The following is a 20,791-nucleotide window of genomic DNA, read 5'->3' on the forward strand; positions in this document are numbered from 1 at the left end:
CCACACCTTTAATTGCGAGCCGGTGGCGCCATGAACTCTGGTCCAACAGGATCCTGGATGGTTTCAGCCAGGATGGAATCCACGCGTTGCATGTCTTCTGGACGAATATGCCACCCCTCAATTCCACGGACAGGGTCCAGTTGTTCCGGATGGCGAGCTCCCCACAGGGCCACGGACGCGCCGGGTTGGTCCAGCACCCAGCGGACCGCAAATTCCGTAACGGTCTTCCCGTATTCGCGAGCCAAGGCTGACAGCTTGTCTACCGCCGTGAGGTACTGTTCGTAACGCGGCGGTTGAAACTTCGGATCTATCTTTCTCAGGTCGTCTCCATGGAACACAGCATCTTTCCTCATTTTTCCCGTCAACAGACCACGACACAAGCTGCCATACAGCAAGGTGGCGATGTTGTGCTCTCGACAGAACGGCAAAACATCCTCTTCGATTTCACGTTCAAACAGATTGTACGGTGGTTGACTGGTGTGAAGCGGCGCGACGGCCATCCAGCGCTGCATTTGTTCTGGGGAGAAGTTGCTGACGCCAAGTGCCCGGACCTTGCCTTGTTTAAGCAGTTCATGGAACGTGGCTGCCACCTCTTCCATTGGCACCAATGGATCCGGCCAGTGTAACTGGTACACATCAATATAGTCTGTCTGGAGTCGCCGAAGCGAGTCATCAATCTCTTTGAACAAGGCCTCCCGCGTGGCGTTACGCCGTACGCCGCCTCCAGGCAGTAACTCAAGTCCAGCCTTTGTAGCAATGATCACGTCTTCCCGACGCCCGTATTCCTTCACAGCCTTGCCGACAATTTCTTCCGACAGACCGGCACCGTATGCCGGAGCGGTGTCAATCAATGTGAGTCCCTGGTCCAATGCATGGAGGATGGTTCGGATAGACTCGCGCTCATCCGTTCCGCCCCACATCCAGCCACCAATGGCCCAAGTGCCAAGACCAATCCGACTCGCCTGAATACCGGAGTTGCCAAGCGTGACAAATTCCACGGTCAACCGCCTCCTTGCTGGCTGGATGGTTGCTTGCGATGGATATCATAAGCAAAGTTTCCGGTCAGCACAACTCACATGGCTGGAGAGACACTGTATGGAGCCTCAAGCTTGACAGCACCCCAGCATGGGCGCGAAGTCGTGGATGCAAGTTTGCACTATTACACGAGCAGCCCCATCGTCAGATGGAGCTGGTCATTAAATTGGGCGCGGCTGACTGCGCCTCCGTTCGTCGCAGTGATCATAACTTCACTTGATTGTATGCCGAGCCTGTTGACGCTCACGTGACTGAAACCGAACTTCATCATAACGCAAATTGGCGGTCCCAACAAAACGACAACGCCCCGCCATCGTCGGAGCTCCGTCACGTACCATACCTCCTCACAAACGCCTCCCACGACATCACCCCGACGTTCACTTCACACTTTGCCAGCAGCTTCGCGAGTTTAGCCACACGGCTCGTCCTCCAGTTGTACACGTTGAACAGCCAAACCGAAATCAGCCCCATCTGGTCACGCCAAAACCGCACCGGCTCAGTGTGCTGCTCAAACCCGTCCTGTGCGTAGTCGATCCACAGGCTGTAACCGCGCACCTCACGAATGTCCGGTCGTCCGCTACGCGCCAGCTTCCGGTATGCCTTCTCACGTTCTCTGAAGTACCGTTCGGCGTCCATCCAGTACCACGGCCATAAGGGGTGCGGCGCATGATGCAGCACCGCCACCCCGTCGTGAATGGTCACGGTGTAGTGCCGGGTAAGACGCATCGTTCTCGGCTCTGGGTCAGCCCAATCACTTGCTGCAATCAAACCTCGATCACTTCCCCGGCCCTCCAGATCGCCCACGTGCAGGCCAGAAGAATGAGCAGCACCACCCAAAATCCAGTGTTGGCAATCGGTGTCATGTAAGGGTGCGCCCGCGGGTACGCCAGCCCGAACATGGCCACCACGATCCCGGAGTAAATGAGGCCGTTGCGGCGCCCGGCCAGCGTCTTGGCCCGAAGCTTTCTCCGTTTGTCCTCGTCCCGCTCGATCTGCTCCCGGTACTTCAACCACAACTCAGCCAGGTTCGCGTGGTACTTGACGGCTTCTTCCGTCGCCCTCGCAAGCTGCACCATCTCGTCGATCTCCCAGCGGGCCGCCGCAAGCCCCAGCGCCTGCTCCGGCGTAACATGCAGTCCGCGCCACGTCTTGGCCAGGGCCTCGAACTCCGACTTGACCCGCTTGTCCCGCGCGATGGACGCCACATCCTCAAACGCCGCCTCCAGGCGGTTCGTAGCCCGAAGGGTCGTGATGGCTATCGGCATCGCCTCACGCAAGAGCGCGTCAAAGAACGCCCGCTTGCGTTTCCGGTACCGGTATCGAATCCATCCCACCGCCCCGCCGATGGTCCCGGCGAGACTCACCAACACGCCGAATAGGACCGATTCCTCCGCCAGCGACAACAGCACCGATGCCACAACGAACCCGGCCGCGGAAACGAGAATGAGCGGGGTTGTCTTCACCCCGCCCTCCTTCATCTCATACGCAAGCCGGTCGAGCGCGGGAAGACGAGTCTTGGCCGTATGGTACCGCTCGCGCAACGACGCGAGCCACAGCGACTCACGGTGTGCCCGGCGCAGGTCGCTCTCGATAAACAGACACAGCAGCGCCAACCCTGCCAAAAGCCCGATCAATTGCGCTATCATGCCGGTTTGCTCCTCTCGTTGTCTTCGCCGTCACAGATACACGTACCGAACATCCGGGTGTTCCTGTACAGGCAAGCCAGAAATGGTGTATCCCCAGATCCTCGCTTCATCGACCATCGCCTTGGTGATGCCGTTGAAATGCCACGTGTCGGTCGCCGGGTCCCACTTGGCAATCACCACATACGGAATCCGGCGCTTCTGTGGCTCATAGGGCAAAAGCTCACCGATCTCCACCACGCGCTTGCCACCTTTGTCCGGCGCAGACATCATGCCGATGATGTGCTTGACACCCATCGTGATGAGATCGCCCACCATCGCGGGACCTGGCTTTGTCTCATGAGCCAGGAGCAACGCCGCCAACCTCCGGATCGCCGCCGCGGTGTCCGGCATCCCGCGCACGTGCAGCGTCGTCCCGGTCTGGTGGGTGACGGTCGAAGCCGCCTGCAAGAACTCCCACGCCACCGGGGACGTGCGCACCTCGCCGACGTACACGTTGTCAAACTGCATCCGAAGCGTGTTGACCACCTGCTCCGCCATCCGCACCGCGCCCTTGCCCTCCGCGTTCGCCGGACGTTCATAGAGTCGCGCCGCCCGCGGACACAGAGGCTGCAACTCCGGCATCTCCTCGATGATCCCGGACACCCGGTCTCCTGGAACGAGACCCAAGAGGGCCGCCATGAGGGTCGATTTACTGCTGCCCGTCCCGCCGACAATCACAAAACTGCGCGCCAAGCGCTGCATCCACTCGAAGAAACAGAGAATCGTCTCATCAAACGTGCGCAGCTGCCACAACTCCTGAAGAGTGAAGTTCCGCAGCGGCTTGCGAATGGTCACGATGAAACAGTCATGCTCCAGACGCCGCCCGTCCTCGTCCGGCACGGTCCACCCCGCGGGACCTCCCACCACATGCATCCGGTATCCGTCCGGGAGAATCGCGTCACAAAAGGGCTTGGACAAATCGAAGTGGTAATTGGTCCCGGACAACTTCTTCTGAACGAAGGCGTACAACTCCTCATTCGACATGCGGGCCTCCGTCGATTCGTACCGCTTGCCCGCCCGGATATAGAACGTCGCGAAACCCCCGTAAATTTGGATGTCCGACACAAGCGGGTCGTCGATGAGCCGCTGGATCTTGCCATAGGAGTACATGTCATTGAGCACGGCGGTGATGACGTACTCCCGGCAGGCGTGCGGCACGTCAATCTCGCCAGCGATCCGGCCCAGGTACGCATACGCCGACTTTCTCGGCGGAAGCTCCCGCCACCACTCGTTGCGGCGGCGGATTTCCTCCAGCAGGCGCTGGTAGTGTGGTTCGGCTTCCCGCGCGAGCCGTTCCAGTTCCGGCTCGCCCCGCAACACCCGTTCCATCTCGCGTTGGGCCTGTTCAATCTCGGCCATGTGCATTTCTATCAGCCTCCCTTCAACCGAACAGGAATTGTAGGGCAAAATGAAAGGCCGTGAGTCCAACGACACACGGCGCAATTCTTTGCTTCCGTATTACTCCTTCTGAAGTACTTACATCGCTCGATGTTCGTAGCTAGAAGAGATTTGAGCCTCACCCTTCTGCTTTCTTGCCCTCTCTAACTCCTACCACTTCAGAGTTAACAAATCGCCCGCTCATGTTGACGACATGGCGGAAAGACGACTCAGAATCATGACCATGTGCAAGATCCCCTGTTGGAAGTCGAGCAGGCGTAGCGACTCATCCGGTGCATGAATCCGAGAATTCCACCAACCGCATCCGGTCGCAACGATGGGCATGTCGTGACCAAGGTAGTGTCCGAACACATCCATTGGTCCAGTTCCAGGGGAGTTCGGCCAGACGTCCACTTCCGTACCGTACGCCTCGCGTGCCGCGTCGACCACCAGTCCCACGAACGGGTGATCCGTTCGGGCCCTGTAGGCCCGCTGACCGTTGAGGAGTTCCACCTCAATGTCAGAAAAGCCGTGTTGATCTAGGTGCTTCCGCACCTTGCGCAGGATGTCATTCGGATCTTGATCCGGAACGAGGCGGATGTCGATTTTCGCCTGCGCCTGCTTAGGTAACACCGTCTTGCTGCCAGGACCACTGTAGCCACTGTCGAGACCGCAGATGGTCAGGGTCGGTTCAAACACAAGGGATCGTTTGACTGACCGCTCTCCTGTAATAAAGGGCCGCTTAATACCAAACGTACGTGCAACCCCCGCCTCATCGTAGGACGCCGTGTCTACCAAAGCTTGTTCTTCCTCCGTCGGCACCAAGACATCGTCGTAAAACCCAGCTACTTGAATCCGGTGATCCGGTGTCCGTAACGTGGCAAGCGCCTGCACCAGCCGCCAGGCTGCATTATCGACCACCGCGCCAAATGAGGAATGCAGGTCAACATCCGCAGTGCGCGACCGCATCTGCAGATAGCACATGCCTTTGACGCCAAGGACGATCTCCACCCGTTTCTCCACCGTCTTGCCACCACCACCCTCCCAGATACATCCATCCGCACGAAACAGGTGGGCGTACCGTTCGAGATAGCGGCCAAGGTTCGGAGACCCGATTTCCTCCTCACCTTCGATCACGAATTTCACCCGGCACGGCAAGCATCGCTTCCGCATGAGCACGCGAACCGCGCTCAAACGCGCCATGATGTTACCTTTGTTATCAGCCGCACCACGCGCAATCAACCGTCCGTCCCGCACCACGGCTTCGAATGGCGGTACGCTCCACTCATTCAACGGTTCTGGAGGCTGGACGTCGTAATGATTGTAGAATAGTAAGGTGCGCTCATCGGATACCGGATAACTGGGCTCGAATTCGGCAAACACGAGCGGATTCCCAAAGTCACGGAACACATGCACTTGACCACCGGCGTCTTCCAGCAATGAACTGAGTAAATCTACCATGTCAGAGATGCCCAGCCCCTGAGCACTCACACTAGGTTGCCTACATAGTCGCTGCAGATCAGCCAGGGACGCTTCGAATTCTTCACGTGCCCATTGTCTCCAGTCGTTCATCGAATCCCCCCTCACCGATTAATACTTACATGCGTGAACTGCGCACCTTCTGTTGCTACTGGAACGAATCCCTGCACCGACTTGCTGCCGACGAACGCAGGTGCCGCGTGAACCAACGGCACGTACGGCACGCTCTGGGCGGCGATGGCCTCCACCTGACGATAGAGATCCGCACGTTTCTGCTGATCGGCAACATTAAGTGCTTGCGCCAACAGTTTGTCGACCTGTGGATTCTTATAGAATGCAAGGTTACCCGCGGGGGGAACGGTATTTTTGCTGTTCAACAGAGTATCTTCAAAGCTGGACGGATCCCAGTGACCAGCTCCCCATCCCAGCAAATACATGGGCGCTTCTCCAGACTGGGTCTTTTTCAAATAAGTTGCCCAGTCAAACGTGACAATTCTTGTCTGGATCCCAATTTTGCTGAGATCTGCCTGGATAGCGGTCGCAATCTGCTGCGGTTGTGGCATATACGGGCGCGGTACCGGCATGGCCCAGAAGTCGGTGCGAAAACCATTCGGATAACCGGCCTCCACCAATAGTTGTTTTGCCTTCGCGACGTCCACCTGTGGCACACTGAGGGATGAATTATATGCCCAGCTCAGTGGAGGCAGGAGCGATGATGCCGGTACACCCAAACCGTTGAAGTACGCGTCAACAATTCCCTTGCGGTCGATCACAAGATTAATGGCTTGACGGACCTTTTCGTTGTTGAACGGTGGCTTTTGCGTATTGAATGCCAAGTAGCCAACGTTTACACTCGGCGCGGTGAACAACTGCAAGTTGGAATCCGACTTCACTGATTGGACGTCGGATGGATTGAGACCCTCCATTAAATCGATCTGTCCAGCTCGAAGCGCGTTCAGGCGTGCGGAGTTATCTGGAATCACCTCAAAGATTATTCCGTCCAACTTGGGATAACCGGGCTCACGGTAGTTGGGATTCTTTTTAAGTACTATCTTATCGTTTGGAGACCAACTGACGAATTCAAACGCCCCCGTACCAACTGGATGTCTCGAGATGTCTCCGTTATATTTCTTCACGTCATCCGGGGACGCGATGCCATATTCTTGCTGAGTAAGAATGTGAGGTAGCGGGGCATAAGGATGAGTCAGGTGGATCTTCACGGTGTAATCGTCCACCTTTTCGATGCCTTTAAAGACACAATTCGGATCGCCCTTGTAACCGCCGAAGTCCTGTTTGAAATGAGGGAAAGCTCCCTTGTGGTAAGGGTTCTGTGGATCCCACCAGCGCTTGAAATTAAACACCACAGCATCTGCGTTAAATTCCGTTCCGTCCTGAAATTTGACCCCCTTGAGAAGGTGGAATGTCCATGTCAGACCGTCAGCTGACACCTCCCAACTGGAAGCCAAGTCCCCCGTGAGCTCAGAACTGCCCGGCTTATACGTCAGCAAAGTGTCGTAAATCTCCTGTGTGACGAGAAACGACTCGCCATCCGACGTGGTAGCCGGATCGAGCGTGGTCGAATCCGCACCACGGCCGAAGATCAGCATTTGCTTTCCAGCACCAGACTGCTCCCCTGCAGCATTTCCGGTGGATACATTACTTTCTCCATTTGTTCCACAGGCAGTGATCATCAGAGCGACAGACATCACGGTCATAGTCAATGTGACAACTTTCTTCACTTTGATACACCTCCAGACATAAGGTCGTGATAGATTCGTGATAGATTTACGAGAAACGCGTGATGGTGTATTCGTCCATGGGTTCCGAAGTCTCACCGGTCAGAATCAGTTCGGCCATCAACGTGCCGACAAGGGGAGAAAGTGTATATCCACTGTGCATCACGGCCACATACAATCCCGGGTATTCGGGAACCCGACCGAGAATCGGAAGTCCATCCTCCGGCATGACCCGAAGACCGGAAAACGCACGCACCAATCGCGCCTGTGCCAATATTGGCACATAGCGCACTGCCATTTCGGCGGTCTGTTGAATGACAGGCAGGGTATTCCGGCGATCGAAACCAATCTCCTCGTGTGAGTACCCGATTAAGAATTCCCCATTTTGTGCCTGGCGTAGCCCGCTCAGGGTGTGCCTGAGCAGAGGCTGCAGGGGTTCGGTCACCAGAATCTGTCCGCGTACCGGCCGAACTGGAATATCAACGCCCAGCCATTGCCCAATTTCCCGCGACCAGATGCCAGCTGCGATAACCAGTTGTCGGGAGGTGATTTCTGACCGCTCCGAATGTACCAAGAACCGTCCTGAAGTGTACTCCACGTTCCGCACGGGATTGTAAAACGAGTACCTGGCTCCCAACTTTACCGCCGCTCGCCGGTATGCGTCCACGAGACGAAGCGGATTGACGTTACCGTCGATGGGGCTATATGTGGCGGCTATCACGCGGTCAGACAGGCACGGCTCTAGCTGCCTCGCTTCGTCGCCTGTGAGCAGACGTACGTCCATACCACGTTTACTGTACGCCTCCACGAACCGCTTCGCCCTCTCCAGCTCCGCCTGCGTGAAGATCGGGGAGATGCCTCCCGTGCGCTGATATTCGACATCTCCAATTCGACGCTTGAGATACGGATACAACTGCGCGCTCAGATGGCTGAATTCGGCGTACGATGCCGGGGTCTTCGAGTGCACCCACACCCAAGCCTGTGTGGAACCCGATGTTCCAGACAAAGGGTAATTCTTGTCCACGACCAACACGTCCGCTCGCTGCTCGGCCAAGTGAAAGGCAATCGCGTTGCCTACCACGCCCGCTCCGATGACGACCACATCGGCATTCATGCGTGGTGGGACATGTTCCACCATGATCTGTGCATCAGACATTATCTTCCACCTCGCTCAGCACAGACCGCACGGTACCGTCTTCCACAGCTCCTGCCGTGAGCAGACCCAGCGAAACCGGCCGTAGCGGAAAACGTACGTTGGGAAAAGGAACACCATCCATCGGGATCCCCAACGTTTCCGAAATCACCTCGGACACCAGAGTTCTGCAAGCCCGCCATTGACACAACCCCATCCCGCAACGCGTCAGGCGCTTAACGTCGTCTGGGGATCGTGCGCCCTGCCGTAAAGCGGTTCGGATGTCCGCCAGGTTGTTATCCTCACACCGGCACACCACTACCCACGGTTCTACGGTACGCGTGGAAGTCCTGTGGACGTGCGCGACAGCTTTATAGGGGTGGAACCCGTCACGGCTCCACGCGTTCCCCTCCGTTGAGCGATTGGCATGGGCGAACGCTCCAAAAATCCGTTCTCTGGCCTGAACCTTCCGTTCTGGGGAGGCGGCCCTTATACGGTCCCAGAGTGCCTCGACCTCACCAGCTATCCCGACCTCTGGACCGGTTCGTGCTGGATTGGCACCGTTCTCCTTGAATGTGTTCGTCAGGTCACTCGCCACGGTCAAACCTGCGATAAGCCCACTGAGCAGGTCGACTTCGGGAGACTCTACTCCAGTGACGGACCCCGCGACATACACACCTGTCACTGTGGTACGCAGTCCCCGGTCGTACAGAGGTACCCAACCGCCGAGCGCAAGCTCGTACACAAACCGCGCCCCGGCTAGTTGCAATCCCTCGATAGCCGGCGTCACCAAATGGTTCAATACTACGAAATCACACGGGTGTTGAATGACCTGACCAGTCTGTCGATGCACTAACGTAACGTGCGTCATCAGACGCCCACCATGAGCCTCCCGAATGACCCAATCATGCATTACCTCCGGTCGTCCGGCCAAGCAGTCTGCTGCACCAGGAATGTCTTCGACCGGATGGTCCGCTCGCACAATCACTACCTCGTCTACTCCACATGCCACAAGCTCCCGCGCGAGGGCCAAGGATTCGTCCACATAACCGACAATCACGCCTCTTCTTCCTAGAGCGACCCGGTCGGTGACAGCCAGCCGCCGCGCAGCTTCGGCAGTGATCACCTGCGGCCGCGTCCACCCGGAAAACAGGAGCCCGTCCGTCCTCGCTCCCGTAGCGTACACAACAGCGTCAGCCCGCACCGTCTCCACGCGGTCTTTGCGCAGCACAGCCAGCGTTCGGTCCGCAAACTGGCCCAGGACGGCCGATTCCAAAAACAATTTCGCCCCGCCGCGCACCACCTCGTCTGCCAATTGTTCGACCCATTCGCAAATTGGCAGTGGGCCGCGTGGGGTATCTATAGGAAGTTGACTGGACCTTGCTCGCCCACCCGGATCGAGCCCTTCGTCGAACACGGCTACACTCAGGCCCAGAGACACCAGTTCACGCGCCGCCGCTAATCCAGCCATTCCAGCGCCGATTACCGCAACCTGGATCGTTTGCGGCACGCCCCCGTGCTCAACCACGGGCATCCCTCCTTTCGAACGCCGGATCACCGCATTGTGGTTCGACCGTCATGCCCGCTTGTACCAAGGTCATGCATGCTCGTACCCGCGGTTGACCATCGACCACGACTAGACAACCACAGCACCAACCGCTGCCGCAGTACGTCCCCCGAGGCTGATTCAACGTGCGGCTACTCGAAAATCCCCATACTCCTGCACTCATGAGCGCCGCAGCTAAGGTTTGCCCCGAAGATGCGAGGAACTCTTTCCCATCGAACCGAAAACGGAGCGTCTTCGCTCCTTCTTTTGTGACGTCGAACTGTTCCACGTTCCGTCCTCCCCAGTCAGGGATCGCCCGCGCAAACCCGTTGAGTGCACGGCCACCCGCTACCCAAATGTCTACTTCGGACCGTCGTTAAATCGAGTAGTGCACATAGAAGCGGCGAGTGTCGCTTCGAATAACAAACTTGCTCAACTCCACCGGGCTGCGATTGGAATCCCATGAAATGCGTTCCCACAGGAAGGCTGGAGTTCCAGGATCGAGCCGCAAATGGCGTGCCACATCCTGAGGCAGCACGTAAGGTTCGAGATACATGCGCGCGTCTACCACCCGTACACCAATGCGACGAAAGTAGTCGTACAGATTGAGCACACCGAGGTCTTCTTCCAAGAGGTTGGGACAGACTCTAAAAGGAATCAGAGTATGCTCATATGCAACAGGGCGGTCTCGTTCAAACTTCAGTCGCTCCAAACGTACCACGGGGTCAGTGGGTTCTAGTTTCAAGACCGCCGCTTCGTGCTCGTACGGAAGAGTGACTTTGGCCGAAATCACTTGATGCCCGCCCTCGATGGCCGGGGTTTCCATGACGAAATTTATAAATTTCAACAAATTGTCCTCCACTGGCTGGTTGGCCACAAATGTTCCACGGCCAGCTTGACGCACCAACAGGCCCTCGTGAACCAGTTGCCGTACGGCCTGCTGGACGGTAATGCGACTCACCCCATATTGCTGACTTAGTTCGTGTTCCGTCGGAATGCGGGTTCCAGGTGGAAATGTTCCAGTGTGAACCTGCTCCTCGATAATCCGCTTGAGTTGTATGTACAGGGGAACTCCAGACTGCCTGTCGAGAATAAGAATGCCTCCTTGAAAATTTGTTATATTAATAGTATGTCATCATATTTGATATGTCAATTCCTCAAATCAAATCTGTATACGGTTGTAAGATAGCGAATGTGCGTTTAGCAGCTGTCGCAATCCCCCCGAGATGGGTGTGATCTCTCCTGCACCCTCCACCAGTTTTTCCATCATCATGGCGAACTGTTTTTCACTACCGCAGTCATCGTTTCCACAGCAGAGGTCTGCTGTTCTTCCGAGCGGACGATCGCCACCATCAGCTGATTCACAACATGTTCCGCCGGTGAATGTCCGTAATGGCTGCCTGGATCTTTCGAGTGAACCTGTCCTGGTGTGTCAATCATCCACTATGGACAGGAAAGTCTGCGCAGCCGTCTCTACAGCATGTTCGCCCGCGTGCAAGGCATGGGCGTTGGGACGGCACTGGGTATTCCCGTGGGCTGAGAGGAGTCGAAACTCTTCTTGCTGGGCGTCTGACAGACATCGCGGTAGTTCTGGACGTGCTGTTCAGCCACCCTTACAATGACGTTTGGCCGGATGAACAGGTTTTCGCTTACTTCCAACGAGGACACTAGTTCGATCAGCGTCATTTGGATCTCCTTTTCCAACACTCGAACACTCGACGATTTTCGGACAGGCAGTTTGTCGTCCACCTCCTCCAGTACTCCGATGACTGAATAAATGTTCACCCGCAAAATGAAACCCATGCATCCACCGATGCACGGGTCGTACATGTCCAACAGCCCTCATTACTCATACTTTGCCCACACGATACGCCAATGGCCAGCAGCCCGACTCCCGGCGTACAAGGGAGTTCTAGGGATACGCGATCGCCGCGCCAGGAGCGACACCCCCAACGACAACTCCCCACACCCCGTGGTTAAACGCCTGTCCAAGCGCAACCCCATTGGCAGGAACCTGTCAGCATGTGCCACTTGGTCACGCCGACGGCCTCCAAAATAATCTATCTGAATCACAGCCAATATCAATCCGCTCCGCGATATCTAGTCTGAACTCACTACACCCCGTTTTATTCCGATGCCCCCGCCTTCTGAGTCTTTTGCTGAACCGGATTGGCCATGGCTGTGATCGGCAAGAACACCACGTGCGCCTGCCCCGCCGTCAACGCGGGCGCAATCTCTTTGTACTCGGTGCTTGGAATAAACAGAAACAGCGTCTTGCCCGAGCTGTTGTTGTTCAGGCTCAGGGGACTGCTCTGCTGTGTCTGCGGCGCCGACACCGCGAGCACATGCACCGGGTACAACTTCGGTGCGGCGTTCTGACCCTGTGGCGTCACCGCGAGCGCCACGTCCTGCCCCGGCTGCGCGGCGTTCGCCAAGGCAGAGTTCGCCGCATAGTCCACCAACACCCCATCCGTGTGGTGTTCCGCCGCGTACTGCGACGCCAGCGCCTGCAAATCATCGGATGTCGCGAGCATCCCCCGGGTGATCGGTTCACCCGGCACCGCGGACACCGACAAGTAGTGTCCCGTCACATCCCCGGCGCGGGTCAGGGCACCCATTTGCCGCGCAAACGACTTCGGTACCTGCGTGGTGGTCAGGTCACCACCCTGCACTGGCGTGTCCGCCGGAATGAACGATTTGGCCGTTACCACGGGCACTGTGTCAGTAGCCATTTTGTAGCCAAAGGCAAAGAGTCCTCCCGCTACCACGGCAAGCCCCACACCCATCAAGAGAAACGTGCTTCGTTTCACAGTCTCCACCGTCCCTTCTTCTCGAAGTTCTCCGGAGCGTCCGACGCCGTATCCGTCACACCTGCCGCGCGCAGCAGCGCCCGCACCGCATCGTCCGTCTTTCGAGAACCCATTGGCGTCAGGCCCTGCTGCACGCGCTCGTACAACGTCTTGTCCTCGCGCACGACGCCCAGTACCCGGTACCCAGTCTCGCGCTCCAAAAACCTCGCAATCTCTTCTACACGCCGCGACCGCTCCCGTACGCGGTTCATGGCTAGGTACGCGGGCCTGTCCGTCCCCTGCAGGAACGGCCGCAAGTCTGTCCACGTCGTGCGATCGGTGGTGGTCACTCCTATCACCACATCCGCCACTTGCAGAGCAACGAGCGTGGACACCAGCCATGAGGCATGTGTGTCGAGCACAACGTAATCGGCGTACTGACTGGTCAGATGTATCAGTCGCCCCGTCCCGTCACGGCTTAGGCCCAGTGGCCGCTCACCCTTGGGGATCAGCCACCAGCCCCCCTCGGTGCGCATCATGTTCTGCTCCAGTTCGGGGTCTGCCAGGGTGTCAGGCAGCGTCTCAAACCGGTCGACCGTCACCACGCGTTCCACCTTGAGCAGCCCTGACAGGTTGCCGTTCGGATCAAGCTCCGCCAGCACCACACGTCTGCCTTTGGCCATCAGCGCGTTTGCCATGAGAACCGCCAGCGTCGTCTTTCCCACGCCGCCTTTGACCCCGGCCACACAGATGACCTTGGCTTGACGGGTCAGTGACGTGGTGGCAAACGGCCGCGTGTCGCGCAGGTCAGTGTAGGAAGACTTTTTGGGACCCGCAACGAGGGATTCGAGCGTCACCTTGCCGTCGGTCTCGGGCTCGCGTTCCCACCGCCGGACATACTCCGGAGAGGGCGGGTACGGGATGACGTCGTCATACCCGGCTCGCAACAGTTCGGTGTACCGTTCGGACGACACAGTATCAGGCGTGCAAAGCAGCGCCGCTACGCCAAAGCTGTCCTTCACACGCCGTACCGTCGCCTCGTCCCAGCCCGCCATGAACACCGCCACCGTCACACCGCAATCGTCGGCAGGGATGTCCTCCTCGCGCGCCACAAGCTGCGCCGTAGCTCCCTGCCGCTCCAGGTACCGCCTCAATCGCTCACCACGCACCGGGTCCTTATCAAACAGCGTCAACATTCCGGATCACCTCCCACAGCCTCTCAAACCGGAGCCGCCAGACGGGGTCGCGCAGGGTCAACGGCGCACCGACAAGCGGCGACGTTGCCTGGCGCATGTCCCACGGTACGGTGATTGCAGGGCGAAATTCGGGCGGAAAAGGCCAGGGCACCCCCGTTTCCTCGTATCCCACGAGCACCAAAACAACTGTCCGGTTGCTCTGCCGCTGTGCCCGCAGCGCCAACTCAATACGACCCAAATCCGGAGTGACGCCGTACACCACGATGTCCGGCGCCACCTCGGACTCCTCATGGTCAATGCACACCAGCTCAGGGCGAGCCGTTTCAACATCCGCCCACCGTTCATACACCGGTACGGTCCGGTTCCACACCCGGTACGGCGCGCGGTGGTCCGCGTAAATCACGCTTCCCTCCACAGCCCCGGCCAGGTTCCACGCCAGAAAGCTCTTGCCAAAACCCGCAAAGCCGACTTTTCTCATGCGGCACCCCCCTCAATCGGGGTGGGGCGTCCATAGTAGAACCCCTGGCCGTACCCAACACCCAGTTTCTGCAGCCAAGCATGCTGTTCGGGTGTTTCTACCCGCTCAACCACCAACTGGGCTCCTGATTCCGCCGCAACCTGCACCAACATAGGCAAGAACACCTCCACTCCTTCCGTCAGGCGCACCTTCACGAAGTCCGGCTGAAGCACATTCCAGCGGAAGAGCCCGTTGAACCCGTCTCCGAAATCGTCCAGGGCCACCTTCATGCCCCGCTTACGATACGGCTCCAGATATGAAGCAACCGCCCCTATATCGAGGCGGCTTCGCTCCGTGATTTCCAGCACAAGTCCTGACAAGTCCTGGTCGTGTGCAAACGGCAGCCTTTTCCGGGTCAACAACTCCGACGTCACATTGACAAAGACCCGCTCCCCGCGGTCGAGCGTACGCCTGGCGGCCACATCGAGGATGTATCGGTCGAGATCCGTCAACAGCCCCGCATCCGCCAACAGCCCGAGCGTATCCCGGGGATGGGCGAGCAACAGTTCGTGCCCGAACACCGCTTCGTCCGCAAGGCGGACAATCACCTGTTGCCGCAACGCCACCTTATCCCCTCCCCGAGCGTGTGACGCCATAAATCCAATACCCTTGCGCATTGGCCATCTGCGGATTTGGCACGGTGTACACCCGCGGGAACGTCTGTTGCAAGGCCGCTAGCGCAATCGCATGCCCGCCTCCCGCCACAAAGACCGTCTGCACCCGGCGTACCGCCTCCGCCCCCATGCGCTCGACGATCCGCCGGACAATGAGGCCTCCCAGCCGCTCCATATGCCGTGTGCGCTCCGGTTCCACCGACACCATGTGGCCGCCATACGCCACCTCGCCTCGGGCAAGAAGTTCGTCGTAGATTCGGTCAGACAAGGGCGGTGTCTCTCCTGTGCGTTGCCGGAACACCCCGGCCAGTGCCACGTGCAGGTCATGCACCCCCACGTCCACCGAGTCCGACAGGCGGTTGACCAGCGCCAGTTCGGGCTGTGTCTCAAAAGTGACGAAACCCGTTGTCCGCGTCCCGACGTCGACCAACAGCAGGTACCCGCCATGCTCCGTCCAGGCAGGATTGCGAAGCTCCAGGGTAACAGGATCGAGGAGGCTCGCGATCATCGCCCCCATCGCCTGCGGGATCACCCGCACGCTTCGCACCTGTACGTCCACCGTCCGCCCCTGCACTGTCACCCGCCCGGTGGTCTCCTCCAGACGTTGCCGCAACGCATGCCGCTGCGTCTCGTAGTGCGCCAGCGGCAACCCTGTCACCACGTCCAGCGGCTCGCCGTCCTTGGCCAAAAGCGCCAGCGTCGTCAACCACAGCGCCTGTGTGTCCGCGTCCTCGTACTTTCGCGTGGCCAGGTTCAAAGCTGCGTCCCGGCTCTCCCGCCGGGCCAATTCACCGATGAACACCCGCCGCGATCCGGAGTCTGTTTCAATCGTCACGTCGTACTCCAAGGCGCGGGAACCGAACATCTCCGGCATCACCAGCTCGTGCGCTTCCCCAACCAGTGCTGGAAACCGCACCTGGCGTTCTCCATCCGTCGCCTTCACCCATCCATAACCCAGGTCCACACCGAGAATCATCCGCATCCCCCTCCAACACATCTCACCGTGTATGGCATCCGCTTCACCGGGCGAACACCCCGAACCACCGCCGCCGCTTCCTCGGTGCCACAAACCCAAACGCCTCGTCCCAGAACGGCTTCATGGCCCGAACGATCCGCTTGCCGTTTATCCCGCCGCGCTTGTCGATGGTCGGATCGAACGGGACCACGGCCCGTACGGAGAACGGCAGCAGGTACTGCGCCAGCGCCCGTTCGTCTGACCGTGCCTTCTTGCTCTTGTTGAGGATCGGCGACACAACCGCCTTGGACAGTCCCGCGAACACCAGTTTGTCCGCGTGCTCCTGAATCCGGGCGAGCTGGTCCACCGCTGGCACGACGACAAACAGCACCTGCGTCGTGTACGGCAGCACAGCCTGGTGCACCGGCGTCCATCCCTGCGGCATGTCCAGCAGCACCGCATCCATCTCCTCCAGGCAAAGCTGGAGCAGATACACCGCGTCCTCCGGGTCCTGGAGCACCACTTCCGGGCTCTGTGCTGACGGAAACAGATGCAGGCCGGATTCGTGAACCAGACACACTCCGTCGCGCACCGCCTCCTCCACGCTCTGACCACGCCAGCCGCGCACATCCGGTGCGTCGGCAAATCCGAACTTCTGGGCGATGTCCCCGTTGGTATCCAGGTCGATCACCGCCACCCGCTTGCCACGTAGTGCCCCGTAGTACGCCATGTGCGCACCGAGCGTCGAGCGGCCGGCGCCGCCTTTCGGGCTGTCAAGCAGGATGACCGGCACCGTGCGGCGACGCACCGGAGCGGAAACCGTACGACGCAAGGCCAAAGGCGCTGGCGCGGCAGACCGAACGGCGGTCTCTTCCTGTTTCGGCGGCGGCTCCGGCACCGGAGAAACAGGCGGAGAAACGGATTGCGGCGCCTCGGTCTTCGGCGCCGCCCGTCGAGTCTGTTCATGCCATCGCATCGCGTCCGCGATCCGAAACGGCGGGGTGTACTCGTACACCGCCGTCCCCGAAAGCCGCTGCTGTATCGCGGACGTGACACCCAGTCTGGCGTCGACAAATACGCCTTCCAGATCCCCTTGCGCCGCAAGCCGTTTGAGTTCACTCATGGCCGTAACCACGCGCACGTCGAACACCCCGGCGCACTGGGCCTGCACGTCGCTCGCCCCGTCCTTGCAGACCAGTGCAAACACCGCGTATCACCTCCCCATCGCGTCAGTCGTCAAGAACGAATCCTCCGTCCTCGTTGTCGCTGGAGGCCTCGTCGTCGAACACAAATCCGTCCGAAGACTCACCGACGCCAGTTCCGTGCGCTATTGCATCCTCCACTGGGGCCACCATTTCCATGTCCGGGGCGAACACCACAGTCCGGAATCCTTGATCTCCTTTTTCAATCGCTCGCCACAACCCCAACATCGCCTCCGCAAATGTCGGATACCGCGCCACAACCGGTGTCCCGGTGGTCATGGCCTCGTACGCCGTCGAGCCCAGATCCTCGATCACCAGGTGCGCTGAGCCTTCCGGCAGCGAAACTCCCGCTGGCACCCGGTTAACGACCATCCACGCATCTGGCCCCGGTGGCGCAGAGAAGGCTTTTGCCGGATCGCAGTCCCGGACAGCGATCACCGTGTCCGCTTCGACCGGCACCGTGGTGTCGCTGGCGTCGAGCACCCACACATCGCCCCCATCCGCCTGCACAGCCCCGAACACGATGTCCCGGTAAGGCGGCGCCAGCCAAGACGCCAAGGGACTCGCGCTCGACACACTGATGAGCTTTGCGTCGATCCCTTGCTCGCGCAGCATATGCCACAAATTCCAGGCAAAAAACGTCCCGCCGGATTGGCGGGTTGAGATGACCTTGACACGATAAGGGGCGCGCAGGATCTGCACCCGCGGCACCCCCGGCAACGCCTCTGCGAGAAATGCGAACACGTGGGCCGCTGTGGCCCCATCTCCTTCTGGCCACGCAAGAACATCCCGGACGCCGAGTTCCCTTACCTTTGCCACAATGTCTCGGCCCTTCGCGTCAAGGGTTCCGGCCACGAACCGGACCGGAACCCCGGACTCTACCGCCGCTTTAGCGTCCGAAAGACGAGATACAAGCGCGACGTCGGCATGCTCCAGGTCAACCCATGTCACGCGCGAAGAGAAGGCATCCTTCAACCACGCTTCGGTCGCCGCGTCGCCCAGCGCCAGGTGTACCCGCACGTCAGTTCAGCCTCCGCTTCAGAGTCGCCGACGCCTGAAACCGTACCGCCACGCGTTCCGGCACATCCACCTTCTCGCCGGTCAGTGGGTTCCTGGCCTTGCGTGCCGAGCGGTGCACGTGGATGAAACGGCCCAGGGGCGGCAGCATCACCTTTTCACCCGCCTGCAGTCGCTCTCCGATGACCTCACACAGCGTGTCGATCACCCGCCCGGCCTTCGCCTTCGGCAACTCTGCGCGCACGGCCAGTTCCTCGATCAGTTCCGTCTTCGTCACGACTAGCCACTCCTTTTTTGTGAGATTGGATTCCTTCCACTCCATGGCGGCGTGCATGGCAAAGACGTCAAAAAGAAAGCCGCCCGAAGGCGGCGAGGATTTCCGTGTGTCATTGCGATACGCTCGTTGGGACCCAGGAGTAGACGGGCTGCGTGACGTACTGAGTTTGTTGGACGTAGACCGTTTGGCATTGCTGTTCGACTTGGTAAGTTACCCAATCATATGCTAATGCCATAGTTCCAGGAGGCCCGCAAGTACCTGGATTAAAATTTGTATAACTTGCATAGATGCCACTGCCCGACGAAGAACCGTCACTGAAGCAATAAAAAAACCCTATGTTCGTTAAAGATGCTCCCGCTGGACAAGTTGATGTCCATCCATAAAAAGGGTTATATATCTCCGTACACATTCCACTCCCGGTTTGCACTTGCACATTTTGGCACTGCTGCTTCGGCACCGTGACCGTCTCTGGCACCTGCTGCGTACCCGTCTGCACGTAATGCCCCGCCGTCACGGTCACGACGTTGCTCTGAATCGTCGCACCCTGAACCATCGACGGTACGGCCAGAAGCGCCATTCCCGCAAGCAATCCTAAATGCTTCCGTTTCATGGCTCACTCCTCCTCAACCGTTGAGTTGCGCCACAAACTGGTGTGTAGCGCCTTGTGGCAGCGTGACTGTGACGGTCAACGTCTGCTGATTCGTCGGCCCGCCGACAATCTGGTCTGTCGTGAGGTCCAAAATGGTCAGCGTTTGCGTCGGCGCCAGCGGCGCATTCGCCGTGGCTGTCAATTTCACCGTCGTATCTCCCGCACTCGAAGATCCCGGTGTGGCAGTCAGTGTTACGGACGTCGCCCCTTGAATCACCTGGAACGTGGTCGATCCCGACTGACCCTCGCAGGTCGCGGTCACTGTCACGGTCCCTGGTGTTGTCGCCGTGTACGTCACCGAGAACCCGCCGGAAGAGTTCGTCGTGACGGTCTGGGTACTCAGCGTGCCCTGGTTGACCGACAGCGCCACGGTCTCATTCGGCACCGGCTGGCCGTTGTGCGTTAACGTGCCCGAGATGGTCGTTTGCTGGCCGACATAGATTGTGGGGACTTGATCAAACGCAAAGGTCAGCTTCATCAGCCACGTCACCGTCACAGCAGAAGACTGTGCGATGGGCGTCGATGGGTTGTTCGGATCTTCCACATAGGCCACGTAGGTGTGCGTGCCATACGAAGGTACGGAGACTGTCACCGCAGTCGTCGTACCGCTGGTCATGGGTGAACCGACCAACTGGCCCGTGGTCTGGTCGTAGATGTCAAGCACAAACGGAGACACATCCTGATTTAGCGTCGCCGTCAGGATGGCGCTTTGCCCCTCGACCAGTGTCTGAGTGTTGGCTTGCAACGACACAGTGAACGTTGGGCGCACCTGAATCGTCGCTGTGGCGGTACTTCCAACACACGACGCCGTGATCGTGTACGTCCCTTGCGCATTCGGCGTAAACGCCGCTGTGAAGTTGCCATTCGCGTCTGTGGTTACTGATGTCGGAGACAGGCTGCCTCCATTCGCAGAGAGCGTCACCGTTTGGCCGAACACTCCATTTCCGTCGGATGTGACGCGCCCGGTAATCGTCACACGTTGACCCGGAAAGACATTCGTATTCGGGCTCGCCTGGACGCTAATACTCAGCGCGGCCCATGTAACCGTCACAGGCTGCGAGGCTGCAGCCGTATCGGCTGGGCTGTCCGGAAGCCCCACGTATGCGACGTAGGTATGCGAACCAGCAGAAGTTTGAGTCACCGTCACGGTGTTTGTTGTTCCACTGGTAACGGTCGAACCGACCCACTGGCCGGTTGTTTGATCGAAGATAACCAGCTCATATCCGCTGACATCCTCGCTCGTAGTAGCGGTGAGTGTCACGGCTTGCCCAACAAACACCTGTTGAGGATTGGCAGTCAAGTCCACGGTCATGCCTGTGATGCCGGTTTGAGCCACGTACCCTGTGCCGTTGCTAACGGTTACCCCATAACTTGGGATGTGCCTGCCCCACAGTTTATTGGCCATGTCGTCCGCGGCCACTGCCTGCTTGTGCCCACCGTTGGCGTAGGTCACCCACATGCCCGTCACGGCGGCGCCCGTAAGGACGATGGCCGCCATGATCAAGGCGATGCGTGGCACCATATTTTCTCCGCCGGCGGGCCGCAAGCGTAGAGGCCCCTTCAGGCCCTCGAACATTCGAATTCA

Annotated in this window: 20 protein-coding genes; all 20 read right to left on the minus strand. The window is 58.9% G+C overall.

Features of this window, described 5'->3' with window-relative positions; all coding sequences use genetic code 11:
* Positions 1–8 precede the first annotated feature (8 nt).
* The 20 genes from N687_RS0111910 to N687_RS0112010 all read right to left on the minus strand — a co-directional run bounded on the left by N687_RS0111910 (position 9) and on the right by N687_RS0112010 (position 20,782).
* Positions 9–998, minus strand: coding sequence for an aldo/keto reductase (locus tag N687_RS0111910; protein WP_029422061.1), 990 nt, complete (start codon positions 996–998; stop codon positions 9–11).
* Between the two features lie 364 nt (positions 999–1,362).
* Positions 1,363–1,761: a hypothetical protein gene (locus tag N687_RS0111920; protein ID WP_156040124.1), complete on the minus strand. Its 399-nt coding sequence runs from the start codon at positions 1,759–1,761 to the stop codon at positions 1,363–1,365.
* Between the two features lie 38 nt (positions 1,762–1,799).
* On the minus strand, positions 1,800–2,681 hold the full coding sequence (locus tag N687_RS0111925) for a type II secretion system F family protein (RefSeq protein WP_029422064.1): 882 nt from the start codon (positions 2,679–2,681) through the stop codon (positions 1,800–1,802).
* A gap of 30 nt (positions 2,682–2,711) precedes the next feature.
* Entirely contained in the window at positions 2,712–4,085 is a 1,374-nt protein-coding gene (locus N687_RS0111930; protein ID WP_029422065.1) for an ATPase, T2SS/T4P/T4SS family, read from the minus strand.
* A gap of 213 nt (positions 4,086–4,298) precedes the next feature.
* Positions 4,299–5,669 (minus strand): M20/M25/M40 family metallo-hydrolase, encoded by a 1,371-nt coding sequence (locus tag N687_RS0111935; RefSeq protein ID WP_029422066.1) that lies wholly within the window; start codon positions 5,667–5,669, stop codon positions 4,299–4,301.
* Positions 5,670–5,680: 11 nt separating this feature from the next.
* Entirely contained in the window at positions 5,681–7,315 is a 1,635-nt protein-coding gene (locus N687_RS0111940) for an ABC transporter substrate-binding protein (protein ID WP_029422067.1), read from the minus strand.
* Positions 7,316–7,361: 46 nt separating this feature from the next.
* Positions 7,362–8,468 carry an NAD(P)/FAD-dependent oxidoreductase gene (locus tag N687_RS0111945; RefSeq protein ID WP_231493464.1) on the minus strand — a complete coding sequence of 369 codons (1,107 nt, stop codon included), beginning with the start codon at positions 8,466–8,468 and terminating at the stop codon, positions 7,362–7,364.
* Complete coding sequence (locus N687_RS0111950; protein ID WP_029422069.1) at positions 8,461–9,972, minus strand: NAD(P)/FAD-dependent oxidoreductase; 1,512 nt, start codon at positions 9,970–9,972, stop codon at positions 8,461–8,463. Before N687_RS0111950 ends, N687_RS0111945 begins: the two co-directional genes overlap by 8 nt.
* Positions 9,965–10,279 (minus strand): (2Fe-2S)-binding protein, encoded by a 315-nt coding sequence (locus N687_RS25520; protein ID WP_197029274.1) that lies wholly within the window; start codon positions 10,277–10,279, stop codon positions 9,965–9,967. Before N687_RS25520 ends, N687_RS0111950 begins: the two co-directional genes overlap by 8 nt.
* A gap of 87 nt (positions 10,280–10,366) precedes the next feature.
* Positions 10,367–11,116 carry a GntR family transcriptional regulator gene (locus N687_RS21080; RefSeq protein ID WP_331280161.1) on the minus strand — a complete coding sequence of 250 codons (750 nt, stop codon included), beginning with the start codon at positions 11,114–11,116 and terminating at the stop codon, positions 10,367–10,369.
* 1,000 nt (positions 11,117–12,116) lie between these two features.
* Complete coding sequence (locus N687_RS0111970; RefSeq protein WP_231493465.1) at positions 12,117–12,809, minus strand: SAF domain-containing protein; 693 nt, start codon at positions 12,807–12,809, stop codon at positions 12,117–12,119.
* Positions 12,797–13,975, minus strand: a complete 1,179-nt coding sequence (locus N687_RS0111975) for a ParA family protein (RefSeq protein WP_051663195.1) — start codon at positions 13,973–13,975, stop codon at positions 12,797–12,799. Before N687_RS0111975 ends, N687_RS0111970 begins: the two co-directional genes overlap by 13 nt.
* Positions 13,959–14,453, minus strand: coding sequence for a hypothetical protein (locus tag N687_RS0111980; RefSeq protein WP_029422075.1), 495 nt, complete (start codon positions 14,451–14,453; stop codon positions 13,959–13,961). Before N687_RS0111980 ends, N687_RS0111975 begins: the two co-directional genes overlap by 17 nt.
* Entirely contained in the window at positions 14,450–15,058 is a 609-nt protein-coding gene (locus N687_RS0111985) for an EAL domain-containing protein (protein ID WP_029422076.1), read from the minus strand. Before N687_RS0111985 ends, N687_RS0111980 begins: the two co-directional genes overlap by 4 nt.
* A 1-nt stretch (position 15,059) precedes the next feature.
* Positions 15,060–16,082 carry a ParM/StbA family protein gene (locus tag N687_RS0111990; protein WP_029422077.1) on the minus strand — a complete coding sequence of 341 codons (1,023 nt, stop codon included), beginning with the start codon at positions 16,080–16,082 and terminating at the stop codon, positions 15,060–15,062.
* Positions 16,083–16,125: 43 nt separating this feature from the next.
* On the minus strand, positions 16,126–17,268 hold the full coding sequence (locus N687_RS0111995; RefSeq protein ID WP_029422078.1) for an AAA family ATPase: 1,143 nt from the start codon (positions 17,266–17,268) through the stop codon (positions 16,126–16,128).
* Positions 17,269–17,290: 22 nt separating this feature from the next.
* On the minus strand, positions 17,291–18,283 hold the full coding sequence (locus N687_RS0112000; RefSeq protein WP_029422079.1) for a hypothetical protein: 993 nt from the start codon (positions 18,281–18,283) through the stop codon (positions 17,291–17,293).
* A gap of 1 nt (position 18,284) precedes the next feature.
* Complete coding sequence (locus N687_RS0112005; RefSeq protein WP_029422080.1) at positions 18,285–18,557, minus strand: HU family DNA-binding protein; 273 nt, start codon at positions 18,555–18,557, stop codon at positions 18,285–18,287.
* A 109-nt stretch (positions 18,558–18,666) separates the two neighbouring features.
* Positions 18,667–19,167: a hypothetical protein gene (locus tag N687_RS23920; protein WP_156040126.1), complete on the minus strand. Its 501-nt coding sequence runs from the start codon at positions 19,165–19,167 to the stop codon at positions 18,667–18,669.
* 13 nt (positions 19,168–19,180) lie between these two features.
* Positions 19,181–20,782, minus strand: coding sequence for an Ig-like domain-containing protein (locus N687_RS0112010; RefSeq protein ID WP_029422081.1), 1,602 nt, complete (start codon positions 20,780–20,782; stop codon positions 19,181–19,183).
* Positions 20,783–20,791: the final 9 nt, after the last annotated feature.

This window comes from Alicyclobacillus macrosporangiidus CPP55 (genome assembly GCF_000702485.1).
Lineage (GTDB): Bacteria > Bacillota > Bacilli > Alicyclobacillales > Alicyclobacillaceae > Alicyclobacillus_H > Alicyclobacillus_H macrosporangiidus_B.

What these genes read in the sequence shown, in the direction of transcription:
- N687_RS0111920 (WP_156040124.1), bottom strand. Translation starts at nt 1,761, where the DNA reads ATGCGTCTTACCCGGCACTACACCGTGACCATTCACGACGGGGTGGCG.
- N687_RS0111925 (WP_029422064.1), bottom strand. Translation starts at nt 2,681, where the DNA reads ATGATAGCGCAATTGATCGGGCTTTTGGCAGGGTTGGCGCTGCTGTGT.
- N687_RS0111930 (WP_029422065.1), bottom strand. Translation starts at nt 4,085, where the DNA reads ATGCACATGGCCGAGATTGAACAGGCCCAACGCGAGATGGAACGGGTG.
- N687_RS0111935 (WP_029422066.1), bottom strand. Translation starts at nt 5,669, where the DNA reads ATGAACGACTGGAGACAATGGGCACGTGAAGAATTCGAAGCGTCCCTG.
- N687_RS0111945 (WP_231493464.1), bottom strand. Translation starts at nt 8,468, where the DNA reads ATGTCTGATGCACAGATCATGGTGGAACATGTCCCACCACGCATGAAT.
- N687_RS0111975 (WP_051663195.1), bottom strand. Translation starts at nt 13,975, where the DNA reads ATGTTGACGCTGTTTGATAAGGACCCGGTGCGTGGTGAGCGATTGAGG.
- N687_RS0111980 (WP_029422075.1), bottom strand. Translation starts at nt 14,453, where the DNA reads ATGAGAAAAGTCGGCTTTGCGGGTTTTGGCAAGAGCTTTCTGGCGTGG.
- N687_RS0111990 (WP_029422077.1), bottom strand. Translation starts at nt 16,082, where the DNA reads ATGATTCTCGGTGTGGACCTGGGTTATGGATGGGTGAAGGCGACGGAT.
- N687_RS23920 (WP_156040126.1), bottom strand. Translation starts at nt 19,167, where the DNA reads ATGAAACGGAAGCATTTAGGATTGCTTGCGGGAATGGCGCTTCTGGCC.
- N687_RS0112010 (WP_029422081.1), bottom strand. Translation starts at nt 20,782, where the DNA reads ATGTTCGAGGGCCTGAAGGGGCCTCTACGCTTGCGGCCCGCCGGCGGA.